Raw genomic sequence first — 23681 nt, 5'->3', positions numbered from 1 at the left:
TTAAAAAAATATGACTGTAGACATAATATTAACTGCCCGAGAAATATATCCCGAAAAAGTTGAAGGGAAAACTGTGATTGTTATCGATGTGCTTAGAGCTACTTCCGTTATGACAACCGCATTAGACAATGGAGCCAAACAAGTTATTCCGGTATTAACTCCCGAAGAAGCCTTCGAGTTACAAAAAAAGATGGGAAAAGAAAAGGTGGTGTTGGGTGGCGAACGAAATGCGGTGCCCATTGAAGGATTTGACTTTGGAAATTCGCCCTTTTCGTACACACCGGAAATCATCAAAGACAAAACTTTGGTTATTACAACCACCAACGGAACCCGGGCCATAGTAAATGCTAAAGGGGCTAAAAATCTTTTTGTGGGTTCGTTCCTTAATGATAGGGCCATTGTTGAAACGGTCAGAAACGAACAGGAAGTGGTAATAGTAGCTTCCGGATCGCACAATTTATTTACCATGGAAGACTCGCTTTGTGCGGGCAAAATAGCGCATGACCTGGAACAACGGGTCGGCGCTCAGCTTAGCGATGTAGCCATTGCTATGGCCAGCTTATACGAGCAAAATAAACACGATATCCATGCTTTGGCATCAAAAGGAAGACATTATAACAGGTTAAAAGGATTGGGTGCTGAAAAAGACCTGGCATATTGTTTTAAGTCGAATGAAACAGATGTGGTTCCCGTTTATACCAAAGACGGAACTTTGGTGCGGTGGTAACATCAAAGAATTGGCAGTAAACCTAACAGGATTACGTAACCTGTTAGGTGTTATCCGTTCGACAATTACCCCTACCCATTCTGAATCAAAACCGTGGCATAAGCGGCTATACCTTCTTGAGTCCCCACAAAACCAAGTTTTTCGGTGGTAGTGGCTTTAATTGCTATATCTTCAACATCCATTGCCATCACCCTGGCCAAAACCGACTGCATCTCAGGTATCAGATCTTTCAACTTTGGTTTTTCCAGGCATATAGTACTGTCAATGTTATTTATTTCGAATCCTTTTCCTTTTATCAAGTCAATTGTCCTGCCTAAAAGTATTTTACTGTCAATACCTTTTAAGTCCTCGGATGTATCCGGAAAGTGAAAACCTATATCGCGCATATTTGCAGCCCCCAGTAAGGCATCGCAAATAGCATGTATCAATACGTCACCATCGGAATGGCCTATGGATCCCTTGATGTGCGGAACGTGAATTCCACCGATCCACAACTCTTCCCCTTCACCTAATTTATGAACGTCGTATCCAAAACCTACTCTTATTTTCATGTATATAAATTTAGACAAGAGATTGTGAGATATTAGATAAGAGATTACAGTCGCTTTCTAATTCCCATCTCCGAATTTAATCCGGAGCAGGCTATGCCCTTGTTTTTTAATTAATTTTCAGTTATCCAACCGATAATCGAATATATGCACCATGTAAGCATATAAAAAATCCCGAACAAAATAGTTCGGGATTGAATAATATAATGTTATAAATAATTATCTTCCAATTTCATCCAGGTTAAAACCAAGAGAGAAACGAATGGTATTGGCCAATGGATTATTCTGGGCCACAGCAATAATGTATGAGGCATCAATGGTGAACATATTAAATTTAAGACCTGCGCCTGCCGTGGCAAATTTTCTGTTACCAATCACCTCATCCTCGTGATAGTAACCAGCTCTAATGGCAAACTGCTCGTTATACCAATACTCACCACCAACCGAGATTCTTAAATCCTCAACGGCAAAGTCACCAAACGACTGGAAGAATGAAGCAGGTACAGAAAGGTCGCTTTTATCGTTACCCTCTTCATTTTTTGCCACCATTATTCTATTTACATCCAGTGAGAAGCCTACCTTGTTGTATCTGTCAATTTCCACATTGTACGCACCTCCTATTCTTAAATTGGCAGGCAAGAATTCCTGGCTTGCCCCATCATCATACGATATTTTTGATCCGATATTAGAAATATTGATACCTGCAGAAACATCTCCTTTTCTGCCGCCCCATTTTACTTGATCCAGATAAAAAAAGTTTAAATCAGCCGCAAAGGCGTTCCCGGCAACAGCATCACCTGTACTTGATCCATTGTTTATATCTGAACGGATATATCTGAAAGCCACCGAACCCGATATATTATCGGACAGTTTTAACGAATAGGCTGCATCAATGGCAAATTCATTGGGATTACCTCTAGCCGTCTCAAGACCTTCGTTATCCGTAAATATGATTGAACCCAATGAGAAATACCTTAACGAAGCACTCACCGTTTGCATTTTATCAATACGGCGAAAAAAAGTAAGATAGTACAAATTGATATCATCTACTAAATCCCTTAACCACGGGGTATATGAAAGGGACACTCCCATCTCCTGATCCAGGAATGCATACTTCGACGAGTTCCAGTGCTGTGAATAAATGTCGGGTGAGGTTGCTACACCCACGTCTCCCATGGCTCCTCCCCTTGATTCAGGCGTAATGGTTAAGAACGGCGTTGTTGTACGCGGAAAGGCTTCTGTTTTGTTAACCGTATTCTGACCATTCGCTCCAACAGCTGAAATTACAATGAACGAAAGGATGACCAACGTTCTAACATATGTGTTATGCATAAAAATGTTCATTAATTATTTAGGACTACAAATGTAAACTCAAAAATTCTAAAAATATTATTGCGCTACCATAAATTTTCCTGAAACTACCCCTTTTCTTCCCGTTTGGGAATAAACAACAACTTTATATAGATAAACGCCAGGATCAAGAGCGGCGCCGTCGCTTGTCTCTGCCTTCATCTCAATGGGCGGAACGCTATCTATCAAAGATATCACCGAGCTATTTTGTTGCGATACAAGCTGGCCTGCCAAATTAAAAAACATAATTTGGACTTCGAGCCTCGAATTTGGATCATCATGGTTAAATGACAAATAACTCTCGATACCTTGTTTAACTGGGTTTGGAAATACAACTGGATCAGAAACTGCCAAAGCACCATCGCTCGATACCATAAAGTTTATACTACTGGTTGACGAATTATTATGCGTATCCCAAACCTTAAGCGTTAAACTGTGACTCCCCTCTACCAACGACGATAATTGATAGTTAAGGTACCCGTGTTTATAGTTATCAATTGCAGCTTCAAAATTATCGTTTAATATGATTGGATTGGATTGGACCCCATCAATAACACATGTAATATCATGGCCAATACCACTTCCTGTTGTGTTAATTCCCGAAGCATCTAAAATTTCAGCTAATAATACGGGATTGTTTCCTACCTTGTCTCCACTACTGAAGCTTTTATTGTTCAACCAAAGGTTTATTTGAGGCCCCTCATTGTCTTCTTCTGCACTATTATCAATCCCCCCTACAATCACATCCGAAAATGCACCGAATGCTTGTTGGGTGCTTTCGTCGGAAAAAGCATAATAACTAATTTTACCATTATCAAAATTATACCTTATATCCTTAGGTACAACAAATTCCAATTTAAACTCACCATTATTAACGCTGGCCGGCCCCTTAAAAATAACGTTGTCAAAAGTTTCATACTGAAATGGTTCTGCACCATCGTTACCCCTGGTGGTAATTTGAGTCTGCTTATCAAACACTGAAACAAAAATTTCACCGTCAAAATCAACCCTCGACGTATCTGACAGGTCCACTACTTCACCCATTAAGCTAATTGCACTCAACGCCTTGATGGTATCTATTGGCCCAGATTCAGCACCTTCAACCATTTTATCGTTAATTTTCAAAGTCCTGGTGCCCAGTTCTGGATATATTAATCGAATTGCAGGATCCCCCAGCAGCGAGAAATTTAATTTATTGACACTGGCAGAAAGACCGTTTTTGGTATGCATCATAATCTCGCCCAATGTATACGGTTTGCCATCATCGTCACGCTCAAAGGCAAAATTGTAAAAACTGGTATTAAGTGCTTTATTTAAACTTGAATATACAATTCGGGTCGTGGTATACAACGCAATCCCTCCGCCCAGCGGGTTTAAGAAAACCTCCTCTCCTGCCGAAGTATAATCTTTATCGTCGTAACGGCTAAACTCACAGGTAGCAGTTACAAACAAGGCCAGTTTGTCAATATTGTTCCAAGTGCTAATATGCTCTTTGGTAATAATTCTTTCATGCGCCAATACGGAGGTCCCTCCGTGGCCGGTATAATTGAATACTAGCGTACCTTCATCAATGGCATTTGCTATATCCTCTTCTATTTCGGGTATTGAGTGTCCTGAAATGGTAGTGACTTTTTCGTAATTATCGAAATAAAACTTTGAGATATTGTATTCAGGATGACTCTTTGCCAATTTGATGGTCAAACCATTGGCATCGTCCATATGGATATTGTTATCACCATCATCCCCAACAAAAGTTAAATCACTTTTCCATTGATCGTTGGCTTGTTCGTAATAATATTTGTAGGTTTTATCAACAGCATTCTTGGCTTCTTCAATTGTATTAACAGGAAAACGACCAATACCTATGTCCAATTTATCCGATGTAATATTATCTCCTTCGCCATCATCCAAAAGACCCATATAATCATCCGTTACATACGAGTTGGTATTATGGATAGAGTTATCCGATTGATAGGTTAGAATTTTATCCGTGTTATTCGCAATCCCTTGTCTATTATCATAGGAACCGTCACCAAACAACAACAAGTTTTTAGGTTTATCACTATTGTCTTCTCCAGCCCTATCGTACAACATTTTAACAAAACTACGTATCGCGGTCACATCCGGTTTACCCGATGAAAACTCGTTGTAAATTTGTTCACTGGTTACCACCAGGTACGTTGTACCGTTATAATCATTGTGTATTTGGCCAAGTCGGTTTGCTTCACTTACAAAATCAACATGACTGACTATTACATAATCTACAAAGGCACTGGCATGCAAGTCCTGGTTGGCCACATTAGCTTCAAATTCAGGCGAAGGAAAATTGCCCGTAGGATCAAAGGCCACAAACTGTTTTAAATCGTCGGCTTCATAGTTAAAACTTGAGGAAGTACCCGACGACAATAGACTTATTTTTAAAGGAACCAAAGGGTTTGTGACATCCCAAAGTTCCACTCCCTGACTGTTCCCGATATTATATTTAACCGTATTGCCATCATAGACTACATCTATGTTTCTGAACAAAAGTTCGTCTTCCACAAAGCTCAATTCGCGCTCCACATTCAAACATAAATAATCCAAATAACCAATGGCAGAAGCACTTGTCTCGTCCAATTCGAAATCTATTAATAAGTTAATACTGTTTAAAGTATTGGTAAACTCCCCTTTTAAGAATCCTTCGCGCGCATAATAGCTGGTATGGCTTGACGTATTGATATTATAGATATCCACTCTGTCAATTGTCTCGCCATTGGCTGACATTGCGTAAGACGTTGACACACCAGACCTGGCTGCCAACTTTGCATATGCCTTGGCTTTGGAAGCAGTCCTCACATTGTCAAAGTTGAAATCAAAACTGTGACTTTGCTGAGCGTAATAATCAAATTTTTCCCCGTACCACACATTTCCCGATTTCAACAAGTTTAAGTTATCCTCCTCATGATACTCATAGTCTTGAAAATAATCTACTTCCTGATTGTAACTGTCTGACTGCAAATCAGATTCCTGTACTATTAGCGAAGACGTATTTTTTTCAGTAATAAAATAGTACGAAAAATTACTGTATCGGTTTTTTTCGTGAATGAACATACCGGCAGAAGTGTTGTAGTCCCACACAACCGGGCCTTCCGCAAAAAAATATATGGCATTATTATAATGCCATATCGCATTTTCCACCAAATCGTCATTACGAAACGCACTATTGTCAGCCGGAATCATCCTACCTCCATTACCGTATACCCCAACATTTTGAGGGTTTGAAATGCCCCAGTCGGCTAGTTTGGAATAGCTAATTTTGTGAATTCCTGTTTTCTCGACACTAACTTTTACCCAATCACCGGAATTAAGCACCGAATTTTGGGCATAATTATCCGATTCAAGCGCACTTTTCAAGGATTTCTTTTCTTGTTTATTGTAAGCAATATTTATCGTATAGGACACCAGCTTCTTAAATGTTTGCGCATCAGCCGGTTTTATCAACGGATCTAAGGTAAAATCAACAAAGTAATTATTTCCACTTTGTGATATTGAATACTGAAAATCAACCTGTTCTTGTCTTACTTTATCAACAAATAAAACATGCTCTTTGGGTGTTGGCCACACAAATTCCATATTACTAATCTGAACAATAATATCTTCAGGTTTACCAGCTGTAGCAAGTTTAATTGATTTTGATAAGGCAGGAATTTCTGTTTCCGGATTGATATCTCCCATATCGGAAAACTGCAGTAACGTAATCTGTTCCCCGTGCTGATCAATAGTTACCGGCTCCGACCACTCTACCGTGTTTTCGTGTTTTTCATTAATTTGCCCATTAAGAGCCATGCTTAAAACACCCAACAATCCCCACAACCCAATCTTTTTAAATCTCATATATCAATGTTTTCTAGCTAACAAATATCTATATCTTGTAAACGCCACAACCTCGCTTGTTGTTTTACAGTGAGTCACAAAAGTAAAAAAAAGTATAAAAAAACTCTTCTTATACACGATTTCAGAAAATATAACGTTTACTTACAATGAAATATTACATGCAATTATTACAGTTCAACGAAAATAAGTGGAATGAGGTTACTTTTAAGGAAGAGGCAAAGAGTTAATAATCCCTATTTTAATAGGCTGATTTGCTAAACTTAAATAAAAAAATGACAAGAAAAATTTCAGGATTATAACCTTTTTCTATTTTTGCAGTATAAGGCTACAGATGTAATTTCCAATAGAGATTGAATACGTACAATTGAACAAAAGAGATAACTTAAAGATTATATTTCGCTATGAGGCTTAAAATTAGACTTTTCCACGTCATGCTTGCACTAGGAGTTGTAGCACTGACTTCTTGTAGTAAAGGTGGTTCCGGTAATGTTTCTTCCGCAACAGGATGGGAGTATAACACTCCAGAAAACGGGGGATTTGAATATTATGAAGGATACGAACAAGAACTTGGCCCCGGACTTAGATTTATTGAAGGTGGTACCTTTATAATGGGTAGGGTTGAACAGGACGTACTTTACGATTGGAACAACGTACCTCGACGTGTGACTGTTCCTTCGTTCTATATGGATGAAACAGAAGTTAAAAACGTTGATTACCGTGAATATTTATATTGGATCAACAGGGTTTTTGTTGAATATCCCGAAGTATACAGAAAAGCACTTCCGGATACTTTAGTATGGCGAAGAGCATTGGCTTATAATGAGCCTATGACTGAAAACTATTTCCGACATACTGCTTATAGCAAATATCCGGTTGTTGGTGTCAACTGGTTACAGGCTAACGATTTCTGCCAGTGGAGAACAGACAGGGTAAATGAGAAAATTCTTGTTGATATGGGCGTTCTTGAAATGGACGTAAACCAGCAGGGCGAAAATAACTTTAACACAGAATCATATTTGTACGGACAATACGATGGGATTGCCGGCAAAAAACCTATAGAAGATTTAGATCCTAATAAAGATAGCAGACGTGTTCGTTGGGAAGATGGATATCTTTTACCGCGTTACCGTCTCCCAACCGAAGCAGAGTGGGAATATGCTGCACTTGGTTTGATTGGCAACTCTCAGGAAGAGCGTATGACTAACCGCAGGATTTATCCTTGGGACGGACATATCACCAGAAATGCCGATAAAAAAGAAAGAGGTAGAATGATGGCCAACTTTGTTAGAAGCCGAGGTGATTACATGGGTATGGCAGGGGACCTTAACGACGGTGGTGACATAACCGTTGATGTTCACTCATATTATCCTAACGATTACGGATTGTATTGTATGGCAGGAAACGTTAACGAGTGGGTGGCTGACGTATACCGTCCGCTTTCTTTCGACGAAGTTGATGAGTTCAGTCCGTTTAGGGGCAATGAGTTTAAGACCAAAGTACTGGACGAAGAAGGGTACCTGATTGAAAAAGATAGTTTGGGTAGAATCCGTTATAGAATTGAAACTGACAAGGATATCTTAGACAGAAAGAATTACCGAACCGGCGACAACCGTAACTTTAGTGATGGTGATGCACAATCGAACATTTCAACTGGTGATCAGTGGTTAGACAATGAGCGGGACACCAAGAACATGTACGGACAACACACCGGAACAATGGGTTCGTTAATCTCGGATAGGACGCGTGTATACAAAGGAGGTTCCTGGAGGGATAGAGCTTACTGGTTAAGCCCGGGTACCAGAAGATACCTGGACGAGCGTGAAGCTCGCGACGATCTGGGCTTCCGTTGCGCAATGACCAGGGTTGGTAGTCCTATAGATGCTGGAAACAGAAAATAATATTGAAAAAGTAAAACATAAATACCCGAAAGGCTGGTTCATTTGAACCAGCCTTTTCTTTTTGCAAAACTTAACCTTTTATTAAATTAAAAGTCAGGAATAAATGGTTTCATGCCTGTTGGCGTTTCCTTGAATCAGCATTGTTCGGTACTGATTATGTAATCAATTTAGCATTTAGAGCACTTAGTTTATAAATGTTGCTTATTTTTGGCATCATACAAGAAGTATAATTTTTGCAATATGATGAGCATAAAAGATATCTACCAAGTCTTTAAAACTTCTACGGGAGTTTGTACCGATACCAGGCAAATCAAAAAAGACGGTCTGTTTTTCGCCCTTAGAGGAGCTAACTTCAACGGGAACCTATTTGCATCGCAGGCGTTGGAACATGGTGCAGTAAAGGTCGTTGTTGATGATGCCGATGTTGCCAAAAACGAAAATTATATTTTGGTAGAGAATGTTCTAGCAACCTTGCAGGAACTTGCTACCTTTCACCGCAGAGAATTAAATATCCCAATTGTTGGAATTACAGGAACCAACGGAAAAACCACCACCAAAGAATTGGTAAAAACCGTTTTGGATAAGAAATATAGATCTTTTGCCACGGTTGGTAATTTCAACAACCATATAGGCGTACCACTCACCCTTTTATCGATAGATGAAAAAATAGAAATTGCCGTAGTAGAAATGGGAGCCAATCATCCCGGAGAAATAGATTTTTTATGCAAAATAGCAGAACCTAACGTAGGCTTAATAACCAATGTAGGCAAAGCCCACCTGGAAGGATTCGGCTCGTTTGAAGGAGTAAAAAAAACCAAGGGAGAATTATACCGCTTTATCGAAAGCAAACAAGGACTTTTGTTTGTCAACAAATCCAACACGCATTTGTTAGGCATGCTAAATTCCGGTGCCGAACTGTTTTATTATGGCCATAATACCGATTGCAAGGTGCGCGTTACAGAATTGCGCAACACGCCAAATCTATCCTTTGGATGCAAAATAAACGAAGAAGAAATCCACATAAATGCCCAACTGATGGGAGGATACAATCTGGAAAATGCACTGGCCGCCATTTCTGTCGGCACATACTTTGGTGTGGAACCCCATAAAATTGCCGAGGCAATTAACGAATATACTCCAGAAAACAATCGGTCGCAAATGGTGATTTCCGATAAGAACAAAATTCTATTTGACGCTTATAACGCCAATCCAACCAGCATGAAAGCGGCATTAGAGAATTTTGTTGCTTTAAATGAAAAAAACAAGGTTGCTATCCTGGGTGAAATGAAAGAACTTGGTGACGACAGCAGGCAGGAACATATGAAAGTGCTCCACTTTTTACGAAATAAGAATCTGACGGATGTATATTTGGTCGGAGAAAACTATAAATCAATGTTACAAGATGAAGATGGATTTAAATGGGCGGATAATGTAAATGTACTTATTGAAGAAATCGCCACCACACCTATCCGTAATTCCTTTATTCTGGTAAAAGGATCTCGAAGCAATAAGCTGGAGCTGCTCAAAGGGATTTTATAGTATTTATGCAAGTCTATGGTTAAAACTGACAATACTTTAATCACAGCTCAATCATGTGATCCCCAATAAAATTGTTGAAATCTGCTTCCAGTTTTTTATAATGGTCCAACAACGTTTGCCCACTGTGGGTTAATTCTGCAATTCCTCCTCCATTGCCTCCCCGTTTGGTAATCAACAACGGAGACTCTAACTTGCAATTGGTTTTATAAATTAAACTCCAGGCATGGGAATATGACATACCCAAAGTTTTCACCGCAGAGTTCAGCGATTTTGAACGCTCCACCTCTTTCAATAACTCAATCACTCTGGGGTGAATGGTAAAACCGTCGCCCGTTTCAATGGCAAATGCACCTTTTATTATTAGCTCCATTGGTTTAAGTATTTATTTTTCATTGCTTTCCGGTTTAGGTTGATTTTTTAACCGAATACTAACCAGTGTCCAGTCATGCATAGCCTTACGGGCCACGTCTTGTTATTATTGATTTTTTCTTCACGATAAAAAGGCTCACGTCCCGCTAGCTAGCTGGATACTTACTTTTTCTCCTATTTAAAATTTCAATAATAATGGCAACTTACCCGAAATTCCATACCTGACTTAACACGAGTGATTTATTTTGTAACGAATTGCCTATCCAATTACATCTATCGCTACTGATTTAAACAGGCACCAAATAGAACTCCCTTTTGAAATGGCTAACTTTTTCATAGAGTCCGCGGTCACTTCCACAATCAAAGGAAACCCAACATTTACAATACACAACTTAAAATTGTTGCGTTCAATAATATCCGTAACGGTACCTTTAAGTTGATTATGGACTGAAATATCTTTATTGTATACTTTTGACAAAGCGATATCGTCGGCGTTAATAAAGACCTTAATTACCTCACCCAACTGATATTTTTCCTTGCTTTTAACACAGTACACCTTCACTTCTTCCTTTAAATTGATACTGGCAAGCGTAGTCAGCCCTAGGTCGTGGTCCACATCTGCCACACACATATTTACCGAATTCAACAAACTATTGGGTCCAAATACATGGTTTAATTCAGGTTTCTTAATCAGTTGATGATAATCATCGTGCCCAATACACTTCCCCTCCTTCACCAGAAAAAGGCGATGACTGAGCTTAAGTAAATCTGTGATATCATGACTGACAACAAGGATGGGAATATTTACGGTTTGATGAATTTTAAGTAAAAAAGGAATAATTTCACTTCGGATATGTGTATCTAAAGCGGAAAACGGTTCATCCAACAGTAATATACTCGGACAGGAAAGTAATGTACGTGCCAATGCCGTCCGCTGCCTTTCCCCTCCCGATATTTTTGCAGGTTTACTATTCAGTAAATGTCTTATTTTAAGCAGGTCAACCACCTCATCAAAACTCAAACGCTTACTTCCGAACCTTTTTTCCCCGTAACGGATATTTTTTTCAACCGTCATATGCGGAAAAAGACGCCCTTCCTGAAATACGTAGCCAATATTTCTTCGGTCCACAGGTTGATTGATTTTTTTAGATGAATCATAAATTGTTTTTTTGCCGATGGTGATCCGACCCTCATCAGGTCCAACAAGGCCCGAAATGGAATTAAGAATGGAAGTTTTCCCGGAACCACTGGCGCCGAAAATCCCGGTAATACCATCATCAAAAACCTGGTTTACATCAATATTAAAATCTTTTCTTTTTAGCTTTATATCTATATGAATCATCTTAGGCGTAATTTGAATTATCCATTCGCTTTCTTCATTCGTTTAATCATCCATTCCGACATTATCATGGCCACCAAAGCAATACATACAGACACCAAAACAAGACGGAAAGTAGCGCCCTCGCCGCCCGGCACCTGCATGTAGGAATAAATAGCCAAGGGAAGGGTTTGTGTTTCGCCTTGTATATTTCCGGCAAACGTAATGGTAGCTCCAAATTCACCCAATGAGCGGGCAAAACAAAGTATGGTTCCGGAAATAATTCCGGGCAAGGCCAATGGAACCGTGATACGAAAAAATGTTTTAATCTTTCCGGCACCTAAAATCCTCGAAGCCTCTTCCAGGCCTGGATCAACCATTTCAATGGCAGTTCGAACAGAGCGAACAATTAGCGGGAAAGACACAAATATGGAAGCTATAACTGTAGCCCGCAGTGTAAAGGCCAATTTAATATTAAATGATTTGTATATCCATTCACCAATTATTCCATTTGAACCCAAAATTAGCAACAGCAAATATCCGGTTGTTACCGGAGGCATAACCAACGGGAGATGAATGACACTCTCTATTATTGATTTACCCCAGAATTTACGGCGTGCCATAATGTAGCCCAGCATCAGCGCTATGGGTAAAGATATTAAGGAACAATAAACCGCCACTTTAATTGATAAAACAACAGCTTCAAGTTCTGCACCATTTAAACCGAATAGTTCATTCATAATACTAATTTTTGAAACCGTGTTTGTTCCATACTTGCTTGGACACGGCCGAATTCAGAAATGCATAGAAATCTTTTGCCCTAGGATTATTTTTACAAACGGAAGCGATAAACAAGATTGGCTCATGTGATGTTTCAGGAAAAGTACCCAATATTTTTACCTTTTTGGACTTAAGCGCATCCGTTTTGTACACAATGCCAAGAGGTGCTTCCCCGAGCTCCACAAACATGAGCGCAGATCGAACATCTTTAGCCGGAATTGATTGTTTTTTCACCTGGTGATACCATCCGTAATGCGTAAGCGCCTGTTCGGCGTATTTCCCCGCCGGAACATGAGAAGGGTCTCCAATCGACAATCGTCCTGAGCCTAGCGCTTGAACTATATCAAACGAACTTTCTATGGCGGCAATTTTCAAATTGCTTTTAAGGGGCGCAATAAATACAAGTTGATTGGAGGCAACTACTGATTTATAATCCGGTTGAACCATCCCTAAGCTATCCACATAATCTGCCCATTTTTTACTGGCTGAGATGTATACATCCGGTGCTCCAACCTGTTGTATTTGGCGGGCCAGCGTGCCACTGGATGCAAAGTTGGTTTGAACCCTTACATCATTATTGATTTCGAACGAATCAATAATTTCCGTAAGCACATCCGTTAAGCTTGCGCCTGCAAAAATCATTAAAACATCTTTTCCCGCTTCAGTACCCGAAACTTTAGGATTAGAAAAATCACATGACGCAAGAAACAATAAAAGAATAAAAGTTCCCGATATGATTGATTGACATTTTGAATATTTGTTTTTCATATACGCTAAAATTAATTGGAAAAGATATTGATGTAAATATTATCGTTCTTACATATATGTTTTCTGCCAAACGTGTTATATGGGCATAAAAAAACACTAATGATGTTATAGTTTCAATTGGCATCCTAACCCAAAATAATCACCGGTATTTGGCGAAACACTGCCGCTTTGAACCAGATAGTGTGCCGATAATTTAAGCTTCTCTTTATTCAGATACCAATTAACGCCAACATCCACTGTGTAATCGTCACCTATATATTTGTAAACCGACTTAGCGCCCCAACCTTCAAACTTATCGTAGGTAATTACGGGTTCAAAATATTTATTTCCGGCCACAAAACTATATCCTAACCTGACATGCCATTCAGTTCCATTAAAGTCATCAAAACCGCTTGCGCTGCGATAAAACCTAAAATACTCTGCGTCCAATCTGAAACCCGTGTAACTAACTAAAATATCTGTTCCAAATGAATTTGATGAATCAAAATATACAGAATCATTAAGTGCACCATTCGTTTGAGAAGACGCGCCTACCCCCAAAGAGACACCTTTTCTGCTGCGCCAACTATTTCCTGAAAGCCTGTATTTATAGGCGTTTTGTTCAGGCTGGCCAAAAGTAAAAAGCACATGTCCTGTGTAGAGTCTGCTGCTATATTCAAAACCGGAATAAGCCTTCGGTTCAAAAGTCCCAATCCTGTACGAAAATCCAAACCCGTTATAATTTTTCAATCCCCCCAACGCAATACCAGTTTCGATGCCATTTCCCTTGCCTGTCATAAACCTGCGCAAATACCAGTTGGCTCTAGTTCTGTCAAATGAACCTTGCGACCATGCAACCGTGCTATACTCCCTGCTTATTTGCGGCCAGAAATAACCCAAATGTAGATTCAACAAGTCACTTTTCTTTGACAGTTTAGCGGTGACAAAAGCATTCCAAACATCCAATCCCTGATATGAGCCTTTGGTTGAAGCGAAAGAATCTTCGCCCAGTCGGTCCATACTAAGTTGTAAACAATAACGAAGCCATGGATAAGGCGACCCGATTCCTCCAAACCGTATCCTCCGTAATGAGATGTCAACACGATCGGCATATTGATTTTCAACTGTCCTTTCGTTCATACTATATGTAACCCAAGCTTCGAGAATAACAAAGGGCTTGAAGTATCTGTCTCCTTCAAATTCCTGCCACAATAAAGGGTTTAATTTTTCTTTTTGGGGATTCGTATTTTGCGAAAACAACCAACCTGAAAACATAAACAAAAAGACAAACACCTTTATGCCAGTAAATTGACATATGCACAATCTCCTGTTGATTAAATAAACGATGTTACCATTAAAAAAATTCTTCATCTGGTTCAGCCTTGATTTACCGATTTGTTGTTAACATGCCGCATAACCCGGCTACTCCCGTTCGGCAGCTTTAAATATCGTTCGGCATAATTTTATACCAATGGTATTAGGTTCTTAACCCAATTCAACCTTCCGTTATTCTAAATTGGAATAACGTCGATATACCCATTTCAGATAACGTGCCAGATATAACAGGCAGAAGAATCCTGTGATTATCTATTAACCACTTAATATGATACTTATGGAGATAGTAAAGAAAAGAATATGATGAGTCAGCCCATGTTAAGCACTACATTTTTGTAGGATTAACCATCGGATATCAAACCAAAATGTAGCAAATATGTTATGGACGAGAACGAAAAAGAAAGAAATAACATTGATGTATCCATTCCGATGATTTAGAACTTTATATCATCCAACTCATTATATTTTGTTTTATTTTTAATAAAGAACTGAAAAACTATTGAATGAGAATATATTTCAGGATGATGACTAAGGGTGACATGTTTTAGATTATAAATCCTTTTCTTGTACATTTTCCCGAAGAATGCGTAAAAACTCAGGTGTGCTCTTATCACAGACCAAAAATTAACAAACTCTTTGGAAGCCAGGAATTTGATTGCCGCAACACCATCTAACACCATCCTTTGGGACAACTTATACAGCAATTTATGCCTGGCAATATTTTTAGTGAGTACAAACAGGTTATTACGGAAATTTAGATAAACCTTTCTCGGATTTTTATAATCGAGCGTGGCACCCCCAAGGTGAAACACTTCACTATTGGCAATGTATTTAACATCCCATCCCCTGTTTTTCAAACGCCAGCAAAGATCAATTTCTTCCATATGCGCAAAAAAATCCTCATCTAAACCTCCCGTTTCAAAATATAACTTTGAGCGTATCATCATAGCTGCACCACTTGCCCAAAATACCGATGAAGATTGATCATATTGTCCCTTATCCTCCTCGATCTGATTAAAAATACGGCCTTTACAAAAGGGAAAACCATATTTATCGATATAACCACCAGCAGCTCCTGCATATTCAAAATGAGTAGGTTGGTGATAGCTTTTTATTTTGGGCACACAAATGGCCGTCCGCGGATTTCCTTCCATCTCTTTAATCAATGGCGGAAGCCAGTCTTTCCCGGGAGCAATGTCTGAATTCAGCAAAACAATGTAATCTGATTCAACCTGTTTTAATGCTCTGTTATATCCGCCTGTAAATCCGTAATTTTTGTCTAATTGAATGATTTTAACGGAAGGGAATTTGTTATTTAATATTTGAATGGATGCATCAGTTGAGGCATTATCCGCCACAATAACCTCTACACCATCAACTTTCGAGTTTTTAATTACTGCCGGAAGAAATTCATTTAAAAGTTTTTCTCCATTCCAATTTAATATTACAACTGCTACTTTGGTCATGCTAATTTAAATACGTCTTCTCTTTTATGCTTCCATCTTTTGTGCGACCAAAGCCAAAATTCAGGTTTTTCCTTAATAATATTTTCCAGGTACTTTGTATGCAAATTTGTTATCTCATATTCTTCGGTTTCCTGAGGATTTTCCACTAAGGGCTCCACGGTAAGCTTGTAATACCCACGTTTTAATTTATCGAACCGCAGAAAAACGACTGGACTATTTAATTTAACGGCCATTTTTTCCGCGCCAAGATGAATCGGTGTATCTTGGTTTAGAAACTCAGAATAATATTGAATCTTGCTTTTCGCCGGCGTTTGATCTGAAATCACCCCAATAACAAATCGCTTGTTCATCATCTTTAACTTGTAAATTGATCGGTACGAAGTTTTCATCGTGAAATTTAAAGTACCCCATTTCGATCGTAAGTCTAGCATAAATTTATCATATGCCTTGCTTTTTAAAATATGATAGATCTCACATCCTTGTGCTTTTATAAAGAGGTTAATGGACGGGATCCACTCCCAATTTCCATAGTGTCCCAACACAGCTACCACATCCTTACCTTCATCGTAATACTTATCCAACAACTCCATATTCTCAACCTGCACCCTTTCTCTTATCTGCGCTTCGGTGATACTCACCAGCTTAAACGTCTCAAAGAACAAATCGCAAAGGTGATGAAAAAACTTTTTAGCGATAAGCTTTAACTCCTCTTCCGATTTTTCAGGAAAAGAATTCCGCAAGTTGGTCATAACCACGTTTTTCCTGTACCCCGATAACCTAACCAATAAATAAAAGCAATCAGAAATAATAAAGAGAACCCGGAAAGGCAGGTGTCCAATTAGTTTTATAAAAAGAAGGCCAATTTTTACGCCCATTGTTATTTTTTATTGTTAGAAGTCATTAATTCCTTAATGATTCCTTTAAACTCATTAAAAATTAAAGCATTGCTCGAAACGATTTCTTGTCCGTAAACATAATCATCTCCACCTGAAAAATCACAATTGCTACCACCGGCGTTTTTCACTAAAATAACACCTGCTGCCACATCGTATGGTTTTAAACCATACTCGTAAAATCCTTCGAACCTGCCGCAAGCTACGTAAGCCATATCGGTTGCTGCAGAACCCAGCCTTCTTAATCCGTGCGAGTTTTTCATAAAATAGTCCAACGATTCCATAAAACCATTCATCTTGCTATAATCGGAATACGGAAAGCCTGTAGCCAGCAAACTATCTTCAACTTTAGACGCCTGCGACACTGAGATTTTTTTTCCATTCAGGTATGCCGGGGCGCCCTTCCAGGTATAGAAACACTCGTCCAAGCCCAATTCGTAAATTACGCCGAGCACTATCTCCTCCCCGTCTTCAAGGGCTACGCTAATGGCATGCGGTGATAAACCATGAATGAAGTTCGTAGTTCCGTCGATGGGGTCTACGATCCAATTAAATCGTTCCCCTTTTTTGTTAGAGGTACCTTCCTCGGCCACAAAACCCGCTTCGGGTAAAAGTTTCGACAATCCTGCCACTAACCTCTGTTCCGATGCCTTATCGATATGTGTAACAAAGTCGTTTTTCCCTTTTACTTCTATTTGTTTACTTTTTGCCGATTCCTCTCTTATGTATTGCCCCGTATTTTTCACGAGCGCAATAACTAACTGGCATATACTTGCTAAATCCATGGTTTGTTATATTTACACGCAAATCTAAGAAATCAATCGATTAATTCTGCATCAAACACCATTTCTTCAGGTACAAATGATTTTAGCCTCACTTTTCTGACCGTGTTTTTTAACGCGGCATCATAAGGAAGTTTAACTTTCAAATAATTTTCGGTGAACCCGTTCATTATACCTTCGTTTTCGCTTCCTTCAAGCAATACGTTAGCCCGTTGACCTACAAATTGACTGTAAAAATGACGTGTTTTTTTATCTGATATCTGATGCAACACCTGACTTCTTATTTTTCTTTCGGATACGGGTACTACATGATCAATCGTCAAAGCTTTAGTATTGGGTCTCTCCGAATAGGTAAAAACATGTAATTGCGAAATATCCAATCCATGAATAAATTCCAAGGCCTCGTTAAAATGCACATCTGTTTCGCCTCGAACACCAACAATCACATCAACCCCAATAAATGCATGCGGAAGCAAAGATTTGATTTTATCTACCCTATGGGCGAAGAGCTCGCGATTATATTTGCGCTTCATGAGTGCCAACACCTTGTTAGACCCGGATTGCAAAGGAATATGAAAATGAGGCATAAATTTATTTGACCTCGCTACAAATTCAATGATTTCATCCGTTAACAGATTAGGCTCAATACTCGAAATTCTAAATCGCTGGATTTCTTCTATCTTATCCAACTCCTGAATCAGCTGAAAGAAATTTTCATTGGTGCTTTTCCCAAAATCTCCGATATTAACTCCGGTCAAAATTATTTCCTTTGCGCCTTCCGAAACGGCTTTTTTGGCCAACTCCACAGTTGTCCTGACGTCTGCATTCCTGCTTTTTCCCCGGGCCAAAGGAATCGTGCAGTACGAACAAAAATAATCGCAGCCATCCTGAACTTTTAGGAAAGTTCTGGTTCTGTCCCCCATTGAATAGGATGGAAAAAACTCTTTGTTGGTCATTATCTTACCCGCATGCACTTCGCCGGAAGCTTTCTTCTGCAAGTCTCCCAGGTAATCGGTCATTTTAAATTTCTCGTTGGAACCCAATACCAGATCAACGCCATCCATCTCTGCAATCGTTAATGGTTTAAGTTGAGCAAAACATCCCGTAACAACCACAAAAGCATTTGGATTTTGCCTTATGGCTTTTTTTATGGCCTGACGACACTTTTTATCTGCAATCTCCGTTACCGAACAGGTATTAATCACATACACGTCCGCAAAATCGTCGTATTTAACCTTAACAAATCCTTCGTCGGTCAATGCCCTTGCTATGGTCGACGTCTCACTAAAATTCAACTTGCACCCTAACGTGTGAAAAGCAACCTTCTTCTCTAAAAACAACGACTTATCAATCATCTTAACTCTTTCTCCTATATTTAATAACACATCCGGGCTGATCCTTTTTCGAAATCTCAAAAAAGTGCACAAAGATAACGAAAAGAACTTAATAATTAATTGCTCAGTTTTGAGGATAAAAAAGGGTCGGAATATAATTCCGACCCTTTTCATAGAATTTACTTGTCTTTTATAACAAATCACTGGCCAATTCCGCTAAATAACTTCGTTCACCTTTTACCAAATTTACGTGGGCAAAAACATCCTGACCTTTCATTTTTTCCGTTAGAAATGCCAATCCATTGGATGTTTTATCTAAATAAGGTGTGTCAATCTGCTCAATATCTCCAGTAAAAATAATCTTTGTGCCTGCGCCTGCGCGGGTAATGATGGTTTTTACCTCGTGCGGCGTTAGATTTTGAGCTTCATCTACAATAAAGTAAACGTCGGATAAACTTCGCCCTCTAATATACGCCAATGGGGTAATCAGCAATTGCTCGTCGCGCTGCATCTCCTCAATCAACAAATTTTCGCGGCTCTTAGGGCTATGACAATGCTTTATTACGCTCAAGTTATCGAACAATGGTTGCATGTACGGGCCTATCTTGTCGTTCACATCTCCAGGCAGGAATCCCAGGTCTCGGTTGGACAAAGGAACAATGGGGCGTGCCAGTAATATCTGCTTAAAACTTTTGTTTTGCTGCAGGGCTGCCGCCAAAGCCAGCAATGTTTTACCGGTACCTGCTTTCCCGGTTAACGAAACCAATTGTATATCCTGGTTCATCAAGGCATTTAACGAAAAGGTTTGCTCAGCATTTCTTGGCTCAATTCCAAACGCACCCTGTTTTTCAACTCGCTTAATTAAGTTTGTAAAAGGATCGAAGGTTGCCAGCACACTTTTGCTGGCATTTCTTAATACAAAGTACTGGTTCGCCGGTAATTTCTGAATTGGGAATTCTTCTTGAGATACTCCATCCGAAGTATACAGTAATTCTATTACCTTGGGATCGAAGTCATCATTGATTTGAACTCCCTTGTCAAGAACATCAATATCTTTAACCTTATCTGTGGTATAATCTTCGCTGTTTAAACCTAAAGATTTGGCTTTCATCCTAAGATTAATGTCCTTGGTAACTAAGATAACCTCCCTTGTTTTGAATTTTTCCTCCACATACAATGCGATTGCCAGGATCCTGTGATCCGGGGATTTTTCGAAGAAAGAATCCTGCATGGCTTGGGTGAAGGGTTTTCCGGTAGCAATAAAAAGCTTTCCTTGCTTGGGCCCTAGCACAATACCTTCCTTAAAAAGTTTCTCGCCGGAAATTTTATTCAGGTCGCGCACAAACTCCCGGGCCTGATAATTAATTTGATCGTTACCCTTTTTAAACTTGTCGAGCTCCTCCAGCACAACAATTGGTAGGATTACGTCATTATTCTCAAAGTTGTATATACATTTGTGGTCGTGAAGCACCACATTTGTATCCAGAATAAAAACTTTTCGTTTTTTGGGCATATTCAGCGGTTTTAAAAAGTTGAACGTTTTTTAAATATATTTATTTTTAAATAAAAAACATGGTGTTATTTGATTAATATTATAAAATTAAAATTGAGCTAAGATGTTATATGCCGAGGTATTGGATTTCCTGTTTTCGCAATTACCAATGTATCAGCGTACGGGAAAGGTTGCTTATAAAGCCAATCTGAATAATACGTATAAATTAGACGACTATTTTAAACATCCACATAACAGCTATAAAACAATACACATTGCCGGAACCAACGGAAAGGGGTCTGTATCACACTGCTTGGCTTCCGTTCTGCAAGAAGCAGGCTATAAGGTTGGCCTGTATACATCTCCTCATTTAAAAGACTTTAGGGAAAGAATTAAGATTAATGGGACTTGCATATCGGAACAAGATGTTATCGATTTTGTTGAAAGACATCGATCATTTATTCAGGAGCTTAAACCATCATTCTTTGAAATGACGGTAGCCATGGCATTTCTCTATTTCCAACAGAAGAATGTTGATGTTGCAATTATTGAAGTTGGGCTGGGAGGCAGGTTGGACTCAACCAATATTGTAACACCGGTATGTTCCGTCATTACAAATATTGGGCTTGATCATGTTGCTTTGTTAGGAGATAGTATTGAAAAAATTGCCATTGAAAAGGCAGGTGTTATCAAAACAAAGATTCCTGTGATTATTGGAGAAACCGATAGTAGGACCCAAACAATTTTCAAAAAGGTTGCCCAAAAAACCGATGCTCCTATTTATTTTGCCGATTCAGAGTACGATATCCCGGTAGCCATGAATGGTATTGATGCCACTCAAATTTTACAGGTTTATAAAAACAACACATTACAATATACCGATCTAAAATTGGATTTATTGGGCATGTATCAACAAAAGAATATTAAAACTGTATTAAAAACTATTGATATTTTAATTGAAGGAGGTTTTCGCATACAGTCGGATCACATATACAGTGGCTTAAATAAGACTGTGCAAAACACAGGTCTTATGGGAAGATGGCAAGTGCTCGGGGCTAACCCTACAATTATCTGCGATACCGGCCACAACGCGGAAGGTGTAAACGAATTAGTTAAACAGATTTCTCAAACACCATATAAATCGTTGCATATTGTCTGGGGAATGGTAAATGATAAAGACTTTAGTAAGATACTTCCTCTTTTACCCAAAGACGCACGGTATTATTTTGCCAAGCCTAATATTCCGCGAGGATTAGATTCCAAAATTCTAAAGAAGGAGGCTGAAAAAATAGGTTTACTTGGCGAAAATTACAATTCCGTTTCAGAAGCTTTAAATAATGCAATAAAAATTTCAACCCCTAATGATTTGGTTTTCATTGGAGGAAGCACCTTTGTTGTTGCCGAAGTGGTATGATTTCAAAAAAAATTTTGCAGATACAAAAAAGACATCTATATTTGCATCGCTTTTAAAAACAAGGACAACACATTATAAAGATAATCTGTTGGTTTTTCAAGATAAAAGGCAAATCTTTTATCGGGCGAATAGGTCATTCAGAGATTCCTGTTTTAGACGGGACAGTTAGAGTTTGATCTAGATAAATTAAAACATTGGGGCGATTAGCTCAGTTGGTTCAGAGCACTTGGTTTACACCCAAGGGGTCGGGGGTTCGACTCCCTCATCGCCCACCCAAAAATAAAAAAGCACGAAGAAATTTCGGGCGATTAGCTCAGTTGGTTCAGAGCACTTGGTTTACACCCAAGGGGTCGGGGGTTCGACTCCCTCATCGCCCACAAAGACCTGCAAATTGATTTTGCAGGTCTTTTTTGTTTTATCATAAACCATCTACAAATGTTCCGTATTCACGGATCACGGATCCTCACGAAAGTCAAAAAATATAACCTAACCTACTATTGATTTATACTTTTCGTAGTTATTTCGCCATAAGGTTAAATCTAATCCTGCACAGTGCGGTTTATTCTGATCCAGATTGCTATGCTGGAGGATATCGATATCATGAAACTGTAATTCCAAATCATATATTAACCGAAGCGAGGTATTCATCTGTGCTTCTGTAAACTGACCGGACTTACCTATCAAACATATACCCACCGAATTAGAGTTATAACCTTTAACATGTGCGCCTACTTCCTTTCCCAACACAACCAAATCATCATCTAACGGACGGCCGGTTTCCACATATCCATCAAATTTAGGATGAAAGATATTGGAAGCCAGCCACCCATTCAGTATCACATAATGATATCCGATTCCACTCCATCCCCTTCCCTTGTATTTCTTTCCGTTTTGGACAACTTCTTTAGCAGGAAGACTATGCCATTTGGCAATTAGGGCTGCATTGCCAAATGCGGAATCCGAACAGTGTAATACAATCCTTACCATTTTATATCTTTCAACTTGGTTTTAACCTTATTTATTAATTCTTGCTCCTTGGCCTTAGCGATATTTCCCGAATTGGGCCCTGTATCACCGGATGTCCAAGCAACACGGGTTCCTCGTTTTTCAACCGAACGTCCAACAGCATATACCCCTACAACGCCGGCCCAAGCTGCTAAGAATACCTTAAAAATGGAATCGGAGCTTTCAATAATCTCAAGTGCATTGTTACCTAAATCCAAGCTGTTTAAAATCAAATGTCTTAATCCGAAAACCTCTAATAAAATAAAAAACAAACCGACATACACCACGGTAGGCCTGGCTCGTTTGGTATATTTATCATCTTGTTTGAGCTCGGCAACAATTATTTCTTTTTGGGCATCCAGTTCTGTCCTAATGGTTTCTTCTATCTCGCTTTCCCTTTTTTGGGTCAGCTCTTCCATCTCTAACAAAAACCTACGTTGGTTTTGCCTGTGTTCCTCGTCCAGCCTTTTTATTTCCAGTTTTAAAGCATTGCGCTCATCAGGATTGGTAATAAACCGATCAACAGTATCCCCAATAGTATCAATAATGTTACCTCCTGCACCAGCAAAAAAATCTCCAATCTTCTTTAATAATCCCATAACAACGATTTTAATATTGACTAAAGTTTCAAAATGTTTTTACAATCAATCGTATTTCATATACTCTAAGTTTGACTTCATTTTCCATATGGCATGCTCGATGAATTTTAATTCCCTTATCAAGTTCGTGACAGGCTATTCACTAAGGTATGTTTTAGAAAGCTAAAATTCACGATCGTTTCATGTGATATAAGTTCCGTATTTTATGTCAG

Annotated in this window: 19 protein-coding genes and 2 tRNA genes; 6 read left to right on the top strand and 15 right to left on the bottom strand. The window is 39.0% G+C overall.

The window, feature by feature from the left end; translation table 11 throughout:
* The first annotated feature begins 10 nt into the window (after positions 1-10).
* Positions 11-727, top strand: a complete 717-nt coding sequence (locus ACT29I_RS08235) for a 2-phosphosulfolactate phosphatase (protein WP_430931760.1) — start codon at positions 11-13, stop codon at positions 725-727.
* A gap of 71 nt (positions 728-798) precedes the next feature.
* Here the strand turns inward: ACT29I_RS08235 and ispF are convergent, their stop codons facing one another.
* From ispF to porU, 3 genes are all read right to left on the bottom strand, one after another.
* Complete coding sequence (ispF, locus tag ACT29I_RS08230; protein WP_430931759.1) at positions 799-1278, bottom strand: 2-C-methyl-D-erythritol 2,4-cyclodiphosphate synthase; 480 nt, start codon at positions 1276-1278, stop codon at positions 799-801.
* Positions 1279-1494: 216 nt separating this feature from the next.
* Positions 1495-2607, bottom strand: a complete 1113-nt coding sequence (gene porV / locus ACT29I_RS08225; protein ID WP_430931758.1) for a type IX secretion system outer membrane channel protein PorV — start codon at positions 2605-2607, stop codon at positions 1495-1497.
* A 57-nt stretch (positions 2608-2664) separates the two neighbouring features.
* Positions 2665-6498 carry a type IX secretion system sortase PorU gene (gene porU, locus ACT29I_RS08220; protein WP_444793180.1) on the bottom strand — a complete coding sequence of 1278 codons (3834 nt, stop codon included), beginning with the start codon at positions 6496-6498 and terminating at the stop codon, positions 2665-2667.
* Positions 6499-6929: 431 nt separating this feature from the next.
* Between porU and gldJ the strand changes: the two genes are divergently transcribed.
* Together gldJ and ACT29I_RS08210 are read left to right on the top strand one after the other, a co-directional pair.
* The gene (gldJ, locus tag ACT29I_RS08215) at positions 6930-8396 is read left to right on the top strand and encodes a gliding motility lipoprotein GldJ (protein WP_430931756.1); all 1467 of its coding nucleotides are present in this window, start codon (positions 6930-6932) and stop codon (positions 8394-8396) included.
* Positions 8397-8636: 240 nt separating this feature from the next.
* Positions 8637-9935, top strand: coding sequence for a UDP-N-acetylmuramoyl-tripeptide--D-alanyl-D-alanine ligase (locus tag ACT29I_RS08210; RefSeq protein ID WP_430931755.1), 1299 nt, complete (start codon positions 8637-8639; stop codon positions 9933-9935).
* A 40-nt stretch (positions 9936-9975) separates the two neighbouring features.
* Here ACT29I_RS08210 and ACT29I_RS08205 read toward each other — a convergent pair whose 3' ends face one another.
* The 10 genes from ACT29I_RS08205 to ACT29I_RS08160 all read right to left on the bottom strand — a co-directional run bounded on the left by ACT29I_RS08205 (position 9976) and on the right by ACT29I_RS08160 (position 20472).
* A complete protein-coding gene (locus ACT29I_RS08205; protein WP_430931754.1) occupies positions 9976-10305 on the bottom strand; it encodes a winged helix-turn-helix domain-containing protein in 330 nt (109 codons plus the stop codon).
* 258 nt (positions 10306-10563) lie between these two features.
* A complete protein-coding gene (modC, locus tag ACT29I_RS08200) occupies positions 10564-11646 on the bottom strand; it encodes a molybdenum ABC transporter ATP-binding protein (protein WP_430931753.1) in 1083 nt (360 codons plus the stop codon).
* Positions 11647-11663: 17 nt separating this feature from the next.
* On the bottom strand, positions 11664-12362 hold the full coding sequence (gene modB / locus ACT29I_RS08195; protein WP_444793179.1) for a molybdate ABC transporter permease subunit: 699 nt from the start codon (positions 12360-12362) through the stop codon (positions 11664-11666).
* A gap of 4 nt (positions 12363-12366) precedes the next feature.
* Positions 12367-13170 carry a molybdate ABC transporter substrate-binding protein gene (gene modA, locus ACT29I_RS08190; protein WP_444793178.1) on the bottom strand — a complete coding sequence of 268 codons (804 nt, stop codon included), beginning with the start codon at positions 13168-13170 and terminating at the stop codon, positions 12367-12369.
* Between the two features lie 105 nt (positions 13171-13275).
* Entirely contained in the window at positions 13276-14520 is a 1245-nt protein-coding gene (locus tag ACT29I_RS08185; RefSeq protein ID WP_444793177.1) for a hypothetical protein, read from the bottom strand.
* A 398-nt stretch (positions 14521-14918) separates the two neighbouring features.
* On the bottom strand, positions 14919-15950 hold the full coding sequence (locus tag ACT29I_RS08180) for a glycosyltransferase family 2 protein (RefSeq protein WP_430931749.1): 1032 nt from the start codon (positions 15948-15950) through the stop codon (positions 14919-14921).
* Positions 15947-16825: a lysophospholipid acyltransferase family protein gene (locus ACT29I_RS08175; protein WP_430931748.1), complete on the bottom strand. Its 879-nt coding sequence runs from the start codon at positions 16823-16825 to the stop codon at positions 15947-15949. Before ACT29I_RS08175 ends, ACT29I_RS08180 begins: the two co-directional genes overlap by 4 nt.
* Before the next feature lie 2 nt (positions 16826-16827).
* Complete coding sequence (locus tag ACT29I_RS08170; protein WP_430931747.1) at positions 16828-17628, bottom strand: inositol monophosphatase family protein; 801 nt, start codon at positions 17626-17628, stop codon at positions 16828-16830.
* Positions 17629-17660: 32 nt separating this feature from the next.
* Positions 17661-19010: a tRNA (N(6)-L-threonylcarbamoyladenosine(37)-C(2))-methylthiotransferase MtaB gene (gene mtaB, locus ACT29I_RS08165; RefSeq protein WP_444793176.1), complete on the bottom strand. Its 1350-nt coding sequence runs from the start codon at positions 19008-19010 to the stop codon at positions 17661-17663.
* Between the two features lie 139 nt (positions 19011-19149).
* Positions 19150-20472: a PhoH family protein gene (locus ACT29I_RS08160; RefSeq protein WP_430931745.1), complete on the bottom strand. Its 1323-nt coding sequence runs from the start codon at positions 20470-20472 to the stop codon at positions 19150-19152.
* A 103-nt stretch (positions 20473-20575) separates the two neighbouring features.
* Here ACT29I_RS08160 and ACT29I_RS08155 point away from each other — a divergent pair, with 103 nt between their 5' ends.
* The 3 genes from ACT29I_RS08155 (at position 20576) to ACT29I_RS08145 (ending at position 22242) form a co-directional block, all read left to right on the top strand.
* A complete protein-coding gene (locus ACT29I_RS08155) occupies positions 20576-21865 on the top strand; it encodes a bifunctional folylpolyglutamate synthase/dihydrofolate synthase (protein ID WP_444793175.1) in 1290 nt (429 codons plus the stop codon).
* Positions 21866-22062: 197 nt separating this feature from the next.
* Positions 22063-22137 (top strand) — tRNA-Val (locus ACT29I_RS08150).
* 30 nt (positions 22138-22167) lie between these two features.
* Positions 22168-22242: transfer RNA gene (locus ACT29I_RS08145), tRNA-Val, on the top strand.
* 109 nt (positions 22243-22351) lie between these two features.
* Here the strand turns inward: ACT29I_RS08145 and ACT29I_RS08140 are convergent.
* Both ACT29I_RS08140 and ACT29I_RS08135 read right to left on the bottom strand, forming a co-directional pair.
* The gene (locus tag ACT29I_RS08140; protein ID WP_430931743.1) at positions 22352-22852 is read right to left on the bottom strand and encodes an N-acetylmuramoyl-L-alanine amidase; all 501 of its coding nucleotides are present in this window, start codon (positions 22850-22852) and stop codon (positions 22352-22354) included.
* Positions 22846-23469: a 3TM-type holin gene (locus ACT29I_RS08135; protein ID WP_430931742.1), complete on the bottom strand. Its 624-nt coding sequence runs from the start codon at positions 23467-23469 to the stop codon at positions 22846-22848. Before ACT29I_RS08135 ends, ACT29I_RS08140 begins: the two co-directional genes overlap by 7 nt.
* Positions 23470-23681 lie beyond the last annotated feature (212 nt).

The sequence above is a fragment of the Saccharicrinis sp. GN24d3 genome, assembly GCF_052400645.1.
In the GTDB taxonomy this organism is placed as follows: domain Bacteria; phylum Bacteroidota; class Bacteroidia; order Bacteroidales; family Marinilabiliaceae; genus Saccharicrinis.
Note: the sequence above shows the minus strand (reverse complement) of the source record. Positions and strands in the feature narration are given on the sequence as shown.